The sequence below is a fragment of the Pseudoalteromonas sp. B160 genome, assembly GCF_037162485.1.
Lineage (GTDB): Bacteria > Pseudomonadota > Gammaproteobacteria > Enterobacterales > Alteromonadaceae > Pseudoalteromonas > Pseudoalteromonas rhizosphaerae.
The window spans coordinates 3,067,848-3,081,624 of sequence record NZ_JARLUX010000001.1; the positions used below are offsets into that span (position 1 = coordinate 3,067,848).

The 13,777-nt window shown below is 41.0% G+C and carries 13 protein-coding genes and 1 pseudogene; 8 read left to right on the forward strand and 6 right to left on the reverse strand.

Annotated features, from left to right (window positions below):
• The 5 genes and pseudogenes from P4S61_RS14355 to pseB all read right to left on the reverse strand — a co-directional run bounded on the left by P4S61_RS14355 (window position 1) and on the right by pseB (window position 3,343).
• Complete coding sequence (locus P4S61_RS14355; RefSeq protein WP_337118917.1) at window positions 1-612, reverse strand: Gfo/Idh/MocA family protein; 612 nt, start codon at window positions 610-612, stop codon at window positions 1-3.
• Window positions 543-809 carry a hypothetical protein gene (locus P4S61_RS14360; RefSeq protein ID WP_337118522.1) on the reverse strand — a complete coding sequence of 89 codons (267 nt, stop codon included), beginning with the start codon at window positions 807-809 and terminating at the stop codon, window positions 543-545. Before P4S61_RS14360 ends, P4S61_RS14355 begins: the two co-directional genes overlap by 70 nt.
• A 14-nt stretch (window positions 810-823) precedes the next feature.
• The gene (locus P4S61_RS14365; RefSeq protein ID WP_337118523.1) at window positions 824-1,153 is read right to left on the reverse strand and encodes a Gfo/Idh/MocA family oxidoreductase; all 330 of its coding nucleotides are present in this window, start codon (window positions 1,151-1,153) and stop codon (window positions 824-826) included.
• A gap of 38 nt (window positions 1,154-1,191) precedes the next feature.
• The gene (gene pseC / locus P4S61_RS14370; protein WP_337118524.1) at window positions 1,192-2,346 is read right to left on the reverse strand and encodes a UDP-4-amino-4,6-dideoxy-N-acetyl-beta-L-altrosamine transaminase; all 1,155 of its coding nucleotides are present in this window, start codon (window positions 2,344-2,346) and stop codon (window positions 1,192-1,194) included.
• Window positions 2,343-3,343: pseudogene (gene pseB / locus P4S61_RS14375) on the reverse strand (UDP-N-acetylglucosamine 4,6-dehydratase (inverting)). Before pseB ends, pseC begins: the two are co-directional and overlap by 4 nt.
• Window positions 3,344-3,553: 210 nt before the next feature.
• Here pseB and P4S61_RS14380 point away from each other — a divergent pair.
• Both P4S61_RS14380 and P4S61_RS14385 read left to right on the forward strand, forming a co-directional pair.
• Window positions 3,554-4,339, forward strand: a complete 786-nt coding sequence (locus P4S61_RS14380) for a flagellin N-terminal helical domain-containing protein (RefSeq protein WP_337118525.1) — start codon at window positions 3,554-3,556, stop codon at window positions 4,337-4,339.
• Between the two features lie 163 nt (window positions 4,340-4,502).
• Window positions 4,503-5,939 (forward strand): sigma-54 dependent transcriptional regulator, encoded by a 1,437-nt coding sequence (locus P4S61_RS14385; RefSeq protein ID WP_182731007.1) that lies wholly within the window; start codon window positions 4,503-4,505, stop codon window positions 5,937-5,939.
• Between the two features lie 403 nt (window positions 5,940-6,342).
• Here P4S61_RS14385 and P4S61_RS14390 read toward each other — a convergent pair whose 3' ends face one another.
• Window positions 6,343-6,930: a DNA-3-methyladenine glycosylase I gene (locus P4S61_RS14390; RefSeq protein WP_145239421.1), complete on the reverse strand. Its 588-nt coding sequence runs from the start codon at window positions 6,928-6,930 to the stop codon at window positions 6,343-6,345.
• Window positions 6,931-7,070: 140 nt separating this feature from the next.
• Between P4S61_RS14390 and P4S61_RS14395 the strand changes: the two genes are divergently transcribed.
• The 6 genes from P4S61_RS14395 to fliH all read left to right on the forward strand — a co-directional run bounded on the left by P4S61_RS14395 (window position 7,071) and on the right by fliH (window position 13,760).
• Window positions 7,071-8,183: a sensor histidine kinase gene (locus P4S61_RS14395; protein ID WP_337118526.1), complete on the forward strand. Its 1,113-nt coding sequence runs from the start codon at window positions 7,071-7,073 to the stop codon at window positions 8,181-8,183.
• Complete coding sequence (locus tag P4S61_RS14400; protein WP_182731009.1) at window positions 8,180-9,658, forward strand: sigma-54-dependent transcriptional regulator; 1,479 nt, start codon at window positions 8,180-8,182, stop codon at window positions 9,656-9,658. The genes P4S61_RS14395 and P4S61_RS14400 overlap by 4 nt, the downstream gene beginning before the upstream one ends.
• Before the next feature lie 178 nt (window positions 9,659-9,836).
• A complete protein-coding gene (fliE, locus tag P4S61_RS14405) occupies window positions 9,837-10,169 on the forward strand; it encodes a flagellar hook-basal body complex protein FliE (protein ID WP_145239413.1) in 333 nt (110 codons plus the stop codon).
• Between the two features lie 20 nt (window positions 10,170-10,189).
• Window positions 10,190-11,905, forward strand: a complete 1,716-nt coding sequence (fliF, locus tag P4S61_RS14410) for a flagellar basal-body MS-ring/collar protein FliF (protein WP_145239410.1) — start codon at window positions 10,190-10,192, stop codon at window positions 11,903-11,905.
• The gene (gene fliG / locus P4S61_RS14415; protein ID WP_337118527.1) at window positions 11,898-12,938 is read left to right on the forward strand and encodes a flagellar motor switch protein FliG; all 1,041 of its coding nucleotides are present in this window, start codon (window positions 11,898-11,900) and stop codon (window positions 12,936-12,938) included. Before fliF ends, fliG begins: the two co-directional genes overlap by 8 nt.
• 3 nt (window positions 12,939-12,941) lie before the next feature.
• On the forward strand, window positions 12,942-13,760 hold the full coding sequence (gene fliH / locus P4S61_RS14420) for a flagellar assembly protein FliH (RefSeq protein WP_182758310.1): 819 nt from the start codon (window positions 12,942-12,944) through the stop codon (window positions 13,758-13,760).
• Window positions 13,761-13,777 lie beyond the last annotated feature (17 nt).

A 13,777-nucleotide genomic window follows, 5' to 3' on the forward strand; every position in this document is an offset into this window, starting at 1 on the left:
TTACACGCTTTCCCAGCCAAGTGTTTGTGTCGAACGTTTAGCAGCAGCAAATAACTTTAAGCCATCTGCGGCGTGTTCTAAACCAAATACGTATGGTTGGTTATTTTCTTGCCCTAGTTGAAAACATTGTAAATCTTCAGCGATGTCGCTGTATAAGTTTGCAAATGCTTCTACAAAACCAGTGGGGTGGCCTGGTTTCATGCGGTTATATCTAAATTGGTGGGCGTAGTCGCACTGACCCGCTCGGTCTAATATCTCTCGCCTACCATCATTAAAATTTAGTTCTAACTCATCGGGGTTGAGCTGTAACCATTTAGCACTTCCGGTATCTCCATACACTCTGATCTGTAAACCGTTACGATGACCAATAGCCGTTTTTGACATCCACATGCTGCCTTTGACGCCACTGGCATACTTTACTAGCATTTGTACGTCATCGACTAAATTAGCATATTGAGAGTGGTTACTAAATTCAGCTAATGTGTGAGTTGGTTCCTCACCCAATAAAAAGCTACTTAGGTGATGAAGGTGAACACCTAAATCTAAGCAAATGGTTGGTACTTCAGCATCTCGCAGACGCCACGCCTGCGGTTGTGATGTTTTTCCCGCGATATCGGGGGGCGGCGAAAGCCTTCTTGCGGCATTTCTAAGTGAATTTTTTGAATTGTTCCCAGCTTTCCTGAATTTATTAAATGCTTTAACTCACGTACCATTGCATAGCCACTGTAGTTAAAAGTAACAGCTAAAAATTGTTTCTTTGGATCATAATAAGGGCGAAGAGTTGCAATTTCTCGTGGTCCACAAACCATCGCTTTTTCACAGATTACGGGTAATTTTTTTCGAATAAATACTGTAAAACTTCTAAATGATGCGGTGTTGGAGTGAGCACTACAAAAGCATCAATGTGACCCTTTTCAGCTTCGACCATTTCTTTCCAATCTGCGTAAACACGTTCTGCTGGGATCCCCCAATGAATACCTGTAGCTTGATTATTTTCTTGATTACGACAAAAGGCACCGGCAACAACTTGAAATTTATGATCCATGTGAGCTGCGCAAAAGTGCACATAACCAACAGCTGACGTGTTACCCCCGCCAATAAAAGCAAGTTTGAAAGTCGGGTGAGTTTGTAACATAGTTGCCTCAAGGTTCATTAAATAATATGTTTATATCGTCAAAAAGGTTGAAAACTTTAATTTAAGATTTGCTGTAGAGTGTTCAGTACAAAATGCACTTCTTGCTCTTTCAACGATGGATGAAGAGGAAGGGTGATAGCACCTTGATAATATTTTTCAGCATTAGGGAAGTCACCAACCTTAAAGCCTAGAGTTTGATAGTATGGCTGTAAATGTATTGGAATATAATGAACGTGGCCAATGATCCCAGCTGCTCGAAGCTGAGTTACAGCGTTTTTATGACGAGTTGTATTGCTATTATTTAGTTGAATTATGTACAAGTGATAAGCGGAATAACAGGTATCAATTTGCTGTAATGGACGAACCAAATTTAAATCAAGATGTGTATCATATATTTTAGCAAGGTGATGTCGCTGCTTAACAAATTCGTCAACTTTACTTAGTTGGCTAAGCCCTAACGCTGCGTGTAAATCAGTCATACGATAATTAAAGCCAAGCTCGATTTGCTGATAGTACCAAGGTCCATGACTTGCATCGGTCATTTCACTTTCATCTGATGTGATCCCATGGCTTCTTAATCGTTTTAAACGCTTTGCTAAATTATCATCATTTGTAACCGCCATACCGCCTTCAGCTGACGTGATGATTTTCACAGGATGAAAGCTGAATACGCAAATATCTGAAAACTCACAATTACCAACAGGTTTATCTAAATATTTAGCACCAATGGCGTGAGAGGCATCTTCGATAATTTTAAAATCATATTTAGTAGCGAGCTGATGAATGGCTTGCATATCGCATGATTGACCCGCCAAGTGTACCGGTATGACAACTTTAGGTAAGCAGTTATTTTTTTCTGCTATGATCAGCTTCTGCTCAAGTTCCTTAATCGACATGTTGCCGGTATCTAAGTCAATATCAACAAAGTCAATCTTAGCACCACAATAAAGTGCGCAATTACTTGATGCTACAAAAGAAATAGGAGATGTCCAGACTATATCGTTTTCTCCAACGCCTAATGCTAGGCATGCGATATGTAACGCCGATGTTGCACTATTTACTGCAATGCCATGCTTTACTTTACAGTAACTAGCAATGCCAGCTTCAAATGCAGGTACTTTAGGACCTTGCGTGAGCCAGTCAGATTGTAAAACATTGAGTACCGCATCAATATCTGCTTGGTCAATAGATTGCTTTCCATATGGGATCATAAAAGTGCCTGAATATTAAAAGCTGCTATTTCTTCTATTGTCAAAAAGTGGGGGTTACTTAAAGAACTATACTCAAACCCGACTTCAACTTTTTTACCGCGCTCATTTAATGCGTTTGTATCAAAACTATTGCTGCGACTACTAAATTTAATACCAGGTGCAATCACAAAATGATCATCAAATTCGTAGGTATCAAAACACAAATCAGAAGGGCACATCACCTCATGTAATTTTTCACCTGGGCGAATACCAATATTTTTTTGTGGCAGGTTTGGTGCCATAGCTGTTGCTAAATCTGTAATACGAATTGATGGGATCTTGGGAACAAAAATTTCTCCCCTAACATCCTCTCAAAGTTAGTTAAAACAAAATCAACACCTTGTTGTAGGCTTATCCAAAAGCGGGTCATTTCTTCATGGGTGATAGGGATATGGTCGCGGCCTTGGTCAATAAACTTTTGGAAAATAGGCACTACTGAACCGCGCGAGCAGACTACATTACCGTAGCGAACAACTGAAAATGTGGTGCGATTACCACCGGCAATATTATTAGCGGCAACAAACAATTTATCGGATGCTAATTTTGTCGCACCATATAAATTAATTGGGTTGGCTGCTTTATCAGTAGAAAGCGCAATGACTTTTTCAACATTATTATCTAAGGCAGCATCAATGACATTTTCAGCACCATTGATGTTAGTTTTGATGCATTCCATCGGGTTATATTCTGCGGCAGGGACCTGTTTAAGAGCTTGCAGCATGAATAACGTAATTTACTCCTCGCATTGCACGGCGTAAGCGGTCTTTGTCGCGTACATCACCGATGAAGTAACGCATACATGGTTGATCAAAGTCTTGCTGCATTTCAAATTGTTTTAACTCATCACGAGAGAAAATAATTATTTTTTTGGCTTGTATCGCTCAAGTAACGTTTTTACGTATTTTTTACCGAATGATCCGGTACCACCGGTAATTAAAATTGTTTTGTTATCGAACATAGTTTTACCCAAGTTATTTATCATTGGCGTAGTTATAGTAAAAAATTAAATACGCAAAAAGTGAAATTTAATACACTGCTCAGTACTTTACCTATTAACAGAGTAGGTTAGCAAGCACGATGCCAAGTTAATTTAATTAAACAATGGTACAAAGTGCAAAATTTGGCAAATTAAGCTATAATTTAACCAATCAGCGTGTCGGAGCCTGTTATGAAAATTCAATCACCAGCAACTAGTTTTTTAAACCAAACACAGCAAACCAGTAACAAGCTTGCAGAGCAACTTGCTACGGGTAAAAAAGTCAACTCTGCGGCAGATGATGCCGCTGCATTACAAATAATTAATAGATTAACCTCCCAGCAAGACGGTTACAGCCAAGCGGTGAATAATGCCTATGATGGTATTTCTTATTCGCAAGCGACCGAGTCAAACTTGTCGGGTGTCAACGATGCTGTCTCGCGTATTCGTGAATTATCTATCCAAGCAGGTAATGGGGCATTAAATGATAATGACCGTGCTGCTTTGCAAGAAGAAGTAGTGCAGTTACAAAGTCAAATTACAGAGACGTTTGAAAATGCTAATTTTGCAGGAAAACCTATGTTTGATGGTCAGTCGGTGTCGTTTCAAGTTGGTCCAGATGCGAATGCAAATCAAACGATTACTCCTTCGGACGGTAGTTTTGCATCAGTAATATCAACAATTGATATTTCTACTCAAGCAGGTGCTCAAGCTGCAATTGATATTAGTGACCAAGCGGCGGACGAAATTAACGCCCAGCGAGCTGAACTTGGTGCTTTTCAAAATATTTTGGCAAGTACCATTAAAGGCTTAGGAACTCAGCAAGAAAATATTGCCGCGAGCCAAAGTCGAATTCAAGATACCGATTATGCTCAGGCGGTTTCACAGCAAGTATCAAATGATATTTTAGCACAAGCGTCAGTTGCACTGCGTGGACAAGCCAACCAATCGGCTGAATCTATTTTAGGCTTGCTTTAATATTAAAGATACTGCGGTAATTCTTAAGTATTACTTGCAATTAGCTAAGCGTCTATTTTTTGGCATGGTTGTCAAAAAACTGCCGCTTAGTGCTTGCATCCCTCCCAAACTCGCTTACAATTTAAATTATTAATAGCTTGTAGTAACTGTGGTTCGCTAAATAATGATCTTGATCTTAGATAATAATAATAATCGTGCGATTGGTTTACATGCTGCGCTTACCTTTATTGGTGAGGCAGTGCAACTGCTTGATGATGCAAGCCTTGAACAAGAATGTGAAAAATACCAAAAGCAGTCATGTATGGTAATCCTCGGCGCATTACAAAGTTTAGATCATGAGAGCGTGATCAAGCGCCATCCAACAATACCATTTCTATTAATTGGTGAAACCCTTAAATCACTGTTGAGCATTGCCAATGTAGTTGGCCTTATCTGTGAACCTTTTAACCATGATGTAACGACTCAATTACTGCATGATTGCCAACAGTATCAACGGATGTTACCAAATGAGCATAAACACGCAAAACCGCACAAAACCTTTGATGGCTTAGTTGGTGAAACTGAAGCGGTTAAAGATGTACGCTTTTTAATTGAACAAGTTGCTAAAACGGACGCTAATGTATTAATTTTAGGCGAATCAGGTACTGGTAAAGAAGTGGTTGCTCGTAATGTTCATTTACTATCAAAACGTAATACAGGGCCATTTGTACCCGTTAACTGTGGGGCGATACCTGCGGAGCTGTTAGAAAGTGAGTTATTTGGTCATGAAAAAGGCGCGTTCACTGGTGCTATTTCAGCGCGTAAAGGCCGCTTTGAACTTGCCCAAGGTGGGACGCTTTTTTTAGATGAAATTGGCGATATGCCGCTGCAAATGCAAGTAAAGTTATTACGAGTGTTACAAGAGCGCAGCTATGAGCGGGTTGGTGGTACAAAACCAATTCAAGCGGATGTGCGGGTGATTGCTGCAACACACCGTGATCTTGAAAAAATGATAGAGCAAGGAAGTTTCCGCGAAGATTTATATTATCGACTCAATGTTTTTCCTATCGAAAACCCATCACTTGCAGAACGTGCTGATGATATTCCATTATTATTAAAAGAGCTAATGCGCCGTATTAATGAGCAAAGTGGTACTACCGCTAAATTTACCGAGCGCGCAATTGATAGTTTAAAAGAGCATACATGGCCGGGTAATATTCGCGAGTTAGCGAACTTAGTTGAGCGTATGGTGATCATGTTACCAGATAAAGTGGTTGATATTCCCGATCTACCAGCAAAATATCGTTATATTGAAGTTGATGCTTATGAACCACAATATCCCGAAGAGCTTATGGAGCGTGATGCTTTCAATGATATTTTCAGTACTGGTTTTAGTGATTACGACGATGAGCCAGAAGTTGAAGCAATTCAGCCATCAGCAGACCTTTTACCCGACGAAGGGATTGAGCTAAAAGATTATTTAGCTGAGCTGGAAATTAGCCTGATCACTCAGGCCTTAGAGCGTTATGATTATGTCGTAGCGCGTGCTGCGGAGATCTTGGGTGTACGCCGCACAACCTTAGTTGAAAAAATGAAAAAATATAACCTATCACGAGATTAACAGCTAAGAGCAGGTTTTAGGTGTCAGGTAGCAGGTTTTAGGCAGAAATTAACCAAGTACGATGGTAATTACACCTTTAGAATGGGCTTCGTCATTACTTGTAGGCGTTAAGCTTGCTGACGCGCACACCGTCTTTAATTCGGGGTGTGCTATGGTGAATATCACTAAAAACCTTTTGCACAAAGAGAAGACAATGAGGGTAAATGAGAAGAAAAATGCCACGGGCTTCGAGCGACGAGCTTCGAATACCCTAAAATCTAATACCTTTATTTTTACCTCATAAGCGCAGCGCACTCTTAACCTCTTTGTGAATACATTTTAATTGCGCGGGATAAACCCGCGCCTACAAGATTAATTGCGCAAAGAGAAGATTTTCTAGCACCTAGCACCTAGCACCTTTCACCTAGTATTTTTCAATAATCTCTGCTTTTCTAAAACAATCATTACTATGATCATTCACCATACCACAGGCCTGCATATGGGCGTACACTGTGGTTGGACCTAAAAACTTAAATCCCCGTTTTTTTAAATCTTTTGCAAATGCAGTTGAGGCCTCTGTAATTGCAGGGTAGTCACTAAGTTTATCTAACTCATTCACTAACGGCTTACCACCTACAAACTGCCATTGATAGTTACTGAAGCTGCCAAATTCTTGCTGAATTTCAATAAAACGTTTGGCGTTATTTATAGTTGCTACAATTTTTAAACGATTACGTATAATTGTTTCATCAAGCATTAATCGTTCAACATCGTGCTCGTTCATTTGTGCGACTTTTTCTACATCAAAATCCAAAAATGCACGACGATAGCCATCACGTTTCTTTAAAATCGTATACCAACTTAATCCTGCTTGTGCTGATTCCAGAGTAATAAATTCAAAAAGTGTTTGGTCATCATATACTGGGATCCCCCATTCATCATCGTGATAGGCAACATAGTCATCTTTACTGGTATCGAGCCAAGGGCAGCGACATAAATTTGTTGAATTCATAGTGTCTCCTTGCTTTGCTTATTTTAGTTTGTCATTTTTTTGTCGCGTTATTTATACGCTAAGCAAATGAAATTAATCAATATAATTGTTGGTACAATTTGTGCATTTAGCTAGTTAGATCCTGTAAACGAGAATGCATTATGGCCTTAGCTAATGTCTTAAAACCACAATTTATCACAGCGACCCAGTATAACCCATGCTTACTGCAAGAAGAGTACATTGGTGAGTTAAGTGAATTACGCCAGCAAGCCAGTTGGTTAAGTCATTTAGTAGATACAATGCCTGCGGGTGTTGTGGTGCTTGATGGTCGCGGTTTGATCGCTAAAGCTAATCAAATCGCAACAGACATGTTAGGGGAACCACTCGAAGGTGAAAAGTGGTTCAGTGTGATCCAGCGCTCGTTTCGGCCCCAACAAGATGATGGCCATGAAGTATCGCTAAAAGATGGACGCTTAATTAAGTTAGAAATAACGGCATTAGCGCCAGAGCCAGGGCAATTAATCTTAATGACTGACTTAACCGAAACGCGTCGTCTACAAACACGCGTTGCACATATGCAGCGTTTAAGTGCATTGGGTAAAATGGTGGCATCTTTGGCACATCAAGTGCGAACACCACTGTCTGCTGCGATTTTGTATGCCGCTAATTTAGGTTCAAAGCGGTTACCCGAAAGCTCTCGAGGCAATTTTCATACTAAGTTAATGTCGCGTTTAAAAGATCTCGAAACCCAAGTAAACGATATGTTGTTGTTCGCAAAAAGTGGCGATCAGCAAGTTGTTGAACATGTTTCCATGCAGCAATTATTAACTGAAGTGAAAACTGGCGCTGATGCTATGGTCGCACTTAATAATAGTGAACTTCAGGTCAGTTTACCTGAGCCTGATATCGAGATAATGGGCAATAAAACTGCGCTTGCCAGTGCCATTCAAAACCTTATTCACAATAGTATTCAAGTCATTGGCAGTAATGCACTCGTTCAATTAAGTGCGCAGCGGGATGCGAGTGACCCCGAGCTAGTGTGTATTACTGTAAGTGATAATGGCCCTGGGGTCGATTTAAGCTTACTTGATAAATTATTTGAACCATTTTTTACTACCCGAAGCCAAGGCACAGGTTTAGGCTTAGCGGTGGTTAGTTCAATCGCAAATGCACACCAAGGACGAGTTGAAGTAACGAACAATGCTCAAGGCGGAGCCTGCTTTAGTTTACTGTTACCTATTTGTACAAAGTCAACATCGGCGGAGGCAATATGAACAACACGATTTTAGTGGTTGAAGATGATGCAGGGCTTCGTGAAGCCTTGATTGATACGCTTGAAATGTCTGGAATAGATTGCGTTGCGGCTGACAGTGCCGAGCAAGCTATGGTGCTACTTAAAAAAGACAGCTTTTCGCTGGTCGTGAGCGATGTGCAAATGGGCGCGATGAGTGGTCTTGATTTACTGCGCAGCATAAATCTTAATTACCCTGATCTACCGGTTTTAATGATGACAGCGTATGCGACTATTGATGATGCTGTTGAGGCTATGCGGTTAGGGGCAATTGACTATATGGCCAAACCGTTTGCGCCCGAAGTGCTACTTAATATGGTAAGCCGCTATCTACCTGAGCCGGAAAAAGAAACTGACGGGCCGATTGTCGCTGATCCGAGTAGTATTCAGCTATTAGAACTTGCAAGTCGGGTTGCTAAATCGGATGCTAGTGTGATGGTGCTTGGTCCTAGTGGCTCAGGTAAAGAAGTACTCGCACGGTTTATCCATGATAAATCAGATCGTGCAGAGCAGCCATTCGTCGCAATAAACTGTGCTGCGATCCCTGAAAATATGCTCGAAGCTACATTATTTGGCTACGAGAAAGGCGCGTTTACTGGTGCGATTCAAGCTTGTCCGGGTAAATTTGAGCAAGCACAAGGTGGCACAATTTTACTTGATGAAATCACTGAGATGGATTTAGGCCTACAAGCTAAGTTATTACGTGTATTACAAGAACGCGAAGTTGAACGTTTAGGTGGTCGCAAAACTATTAAGCTGGATGTGCGTATTTTGGCTACCAGTAACCGTGATTTAAAAGAGGCTGTGGCTAAGCACCAGTTTAGAGAAGATTTATATTATCGATTAAATGTATTTCCGTTGATGTGGCGTCCACTTTGTCAACGTCCAGGCGATATTGTCGTGTTGGCAAAGCATTTAATTGAACGTCATCTCAATAAAAGCAAAGAGCCTATCGCTGTACTTAGCGAACCGGCAGAGAAAAAATTATTAGCTCATACTTGGCCAGGTAATGTGCGTGAACTGGATAATGTGATCCAGCGTGCGCTGATATTACGCCACGGTGATATGATTGACGAAAGTGCTATTTTTATTGAAAATTTAACCCAGACTCCTCTAACTGCGGCTTTATCAGCAAGTTTAGTGCCGGCTAATTCAGCACCAGAAAGCACTACTTCGGCGGTTACAAGTTCACCAACTAATGATGCTTATTATGATCTGCAAGCGCCAGCAATAAAAGCCACAGCACAACGCAATCAGCTGCGTGAAGAATTACCAAGCTTGGATTCGGGAAGTTACAAAGATGAACTTAAAGATAAAGAGCATAGAATTATTTTAGAAACCCTAAATCGTTGTCAAGGCAAGCGTAAAGATGTAGCTGAAACATTAGGGATCAGCCCACGAACATTACGTTATAAATTGGCTCAAATGCGTGATTTGGGGATCACCTTACCTGCTTAAGCCTCTATAATTTTTGTTTTCCTTCACTATTTAATTTACGCTCAGCCTTGCTGGGCGTAAACTTGTCAAAACTCTGACAACTAAAATAAATCTTAAGCTTCTGATATTTATTGGTTTATTAGTTGGCATGCTTTGTGCTTTATTAAGTTATTAGTAAACTGCATCGTCAGAGACAATTATGAAAATTCAAAACAGCGCATTATTTCAAGAAATGCAATCTATGGCTCTCGAAGCTGGTCGTAGTAATCAAGTAAACAAATTACCGACTCAGGCGCAGCCTACTTCGAGCGCCCAATTTGGCGATTTGTTAAGTGATGCACTCAATACAGTGAATGGCCTTCAAGCTGATGCGAAACAAAAAGTCGTAGCGGTTGAAATGGGCGATCGAAATGTGTCATTAGCGGATGCAATGATCGCATCACAAAAATCGTCAGTTGCCTTTGAAGCTACGGTGCAAGTTCGTAACAAACTTGTAGAAGCCTATAAAGAAATCATGAACATGCCTGTTTAACTAGGTAGTGGAGAATTATTGTGGCGCAATCTAATCAATCAACAGATCTTGCTTTGGCCGGCGGCGGTATCGACCAAACTGATAATGACGATCAACAAGAACAAAAGTCAGGCTATTTAAGTGCATTAAACGGCGTTGATGTATTGCGTCAGGTTACTCTAATTATTGCATTAGCGATTTGTTTAGCGATTGCTATTTTTGTGATTATTTGGGCACGTCAACCAGATATGCGTCCACTTGGAAAAATGCCAACGGAAGAGCTAATTCAAACGCTCGACTTTTTAGATGCACAAAAAATTGACTATCAACTTGATGGCAATGTGGTTTCTGTTCCTGAAAATGAATATCAAAATATTAAATTGTTAATGACCCGCGAAGGTATTGAGCAAGCGCCGAACTCGGGTACTGATATTATCATGCAAGATATGGGTTTTGGTGTTAGTCAGCGTTTAGAGCGTGAACGTTTAAAGCATGGTCGTGAACAACAACTAGCGCGTACGATTGAGGAACTACAAAATGTCACGCGTGCTAAAGTATTATTGGCAATACCGAAAGAAAATGTTTTTGCTCGTCGTGAGAAAAAACCATCCGCAACAGTGGTATTAACTTTAAAACGTGGTCGTATGCTCGGTAGTGAAGAAGTGGACGCCATTGTTGATATTATTGGTTCAGCAGTGCAAGGTTTAGAGCCGTCACGAGTAACTGTAACAGACCAAAATGGCCGATTACTTAATTCAGGATCGCAAAGTGCGTTAGCTGCTCGCTCACGCAAAGAATACGATATTGAACGTAAACGTGAACAAGAATATCTAGATAAAATAGATGGTATCTTAATGCCAGTTATTGGTATGGGTAACTACACTGCACAAGTCGATTTAAGTATGGACTTTAGTGCGATTGAAGAAACTCAAAAACGCTACAACCCTGATTTACCGGCGGTACGCAGTGAAACCACCTTTGAAGAAAACAACATCGGCGGGTTAGCTATCGGTATTCCTGGCGCGCTGACAAATCAGCCTCCAACAGATTCAAATATTCCTGAAATTGCCGGTCAAGGTGGTGCAGGCTCTGGTTCATCACCCAGTCGCACTCACAAAGAAGCGACACGTAACTATGAACTTGATACTACTATCTCCCACACACGTCAGCAAAGTGGTGTTATTCGTCGAATTAGTGTGTCTGTGGCAGTCGATTATGTGGCAAAAGTGGGTGAAAATGGTGAAACGACTATGGAGCCTCGCTCAGTTGAAGCACTGTCAAATATTCGTCGTTTACTGCAAGGTGGTGTGGGTTTTGACTTACAGCGTGGTGATGCATTAGAAGTAGTGACAGTACCGTTTGTACGTGAACCGATGGACTTAGCTATTGAAGTGCCACTGTGGGAACAAAACTGGTTTATGAAAGTTGTGCGTTTAGTGCTTGGCGCATTGGTTATTATAGTGCTAATCATGGCGGTGGTTAAACCTATGCTGAAACGCTTGATTTACCCAGATGATACCCTTGAAGAGTATGATGATGATGCGCTTAGTTCTGGTGTAGATATTGGTGATAACACCCTAGATATGCTAAATAAAGATTTTGATTCTGCTTCGGTTGGCTTCTCAAGTGATGGTACACTACAGTTACCAGACCTACATGGCGATGAAGACTTATTAAAAGCTGTTCGTGCCTTAGTAGCAAATGAGCCAGAACTCTCCTCACAAGTTGTGAAAGCGTGGTTAACTGAAGATGACTGATCAAGAACAAAAACAACTGCCAGCAGCGTTTGATGTTGATAAATTAGACGGTGTAGATAAAGCCGCAATTTTATTGCTAAGCTTATCCGAAGAAGATGCAGCGCAAATATTAAAGCACCTTGAACCTAAACAGGTGCAAAAAGTGGGTATGGCAATGGCGGCGATAGATGATCTATCGCAAGCCAAAATCAGTGCCGTGCACAATTTATTTATAGAACAAATACAAAGCTTTAGTATGATTGGCTTCCAATCAGAAGATTTTATCAAAAAAGCGCTTACTGCGGCACTTGGTGAAGATAAAGCGGCAAGCCTGATAGATCAAATTGTTATGGGATCTGGTGCCAAGGGTCTTGATTCATTGAAATGGATGGACTCAAAGCAGGTTGCCAATATTATTCGCAATGAGCATCCGCAAATACAAACTATCGTTTTATCGTATTTGGAGCCTGAGCAATCGGCCGAAATTTTAGCGCAGTTTCCTGAAAAAGTGCGCTTAGATTTAACCATGCGAATCGCCAACCTTGAAGAAGTTCAACCTGCGGCTTTACAAGAGTTGAACGAGATAATGGAAAAACAATTTGCCGGACAAGCTGGTGCGCAAGCTGCAAAAATGGGCGGCTTGAAAGCGGCGGCAGATATCATGAACTATCTCGATACTAATATTGAAGGTCAGTTGATGGATTCTATCCGTGAGCATGACGAAGAGATGTCGCAACAAATCCAAGATTTAATGTTCGTATTTGAAAACTTAATGGATGTTGATGATCGTGGTATTCAAGCTATCTTGCGAGAAGTCCAACAAGATGTACTGATGAAAGCCATCAAAGGTACTGATGATGCATTGAAAGAGAAAATCCTCGGCAATATGTCAAAACGGGCTGCAGAGATGCTTGCTGATGATTTAGAAGCAATGGCACCTGTGCGGATCAGCGAAGTTGAAGCCGCGCAAAAAGAGATCTTATCTACGGCACGTCGTCTCGCTGATTCAGGTGAAATTATGCTTGGTGGTGGTGGTGGTGAGGAGTTCTTGTAAACCATGAGCAAACCTACTCAATATCAAGGTCGTCCTTTACGTGCCAGTGAAGCAGTTGATGAATTATTAGAAAACTGGCCAATTCCAGATGTTACGCAAGACACTCGAAAATTCGATGGTCGTTCAACGGCGTTTGGTACACCGCTGGCCGATTTATATCGTAAAGAGCTTGAAGAAAGTGAACAAGCACTAGAGCCCGAAGAGCCTGAGCTGCCCTCGTTAACGATGGCTGAGCTGGAACGAATTCGTCAAGATGCCTACGAAGAAGGCTTAAAACAAGGCCACGAGCAGGGTTATATTGATGGTTTTGAAAAAGGCGTAGGTGAGGGAAAAGAAGCCGGTTATAAAGAAGGCATTGAGCTTGGTAAAACACAAGGTCAAGAAGAAGTAAAACCACTGATTGAAGAACAACTAACGGGTCTAAAAGTATTGTTGGATAGTTTGTCAGCGCCATTAGCTAAAGTCGATGATGACGCCGAAAAGCAACTTGTACAGTTAACCGTAATGCTAACCGAAGCGTTAGTTTATCAAGAAATTAAAACCTCCCCTGAAATCATTTTGCAAAGTTTAAAGCAGTGTATCGATGCGTTAGCCAATGAGCAGCAAAGTGTGCGTATTCATTTACATCCTGAAGACATTGAACTGGTTAAAAATAGTTATGGTGAAGCTGCACTAGCTGAAAACCATTGGCAGTTAGTTGCAGAGCCGACTTTAGATCGCGGCGGTTGCCAAGTAAAAACACCTCAGTCATCTATTGATATGACTATAAAAACCCGCGTCAAAGAAACGTTGGATAGTTTTTTGCATAGTAGTGGTATCTAACGCTATTTTTGGTTTGC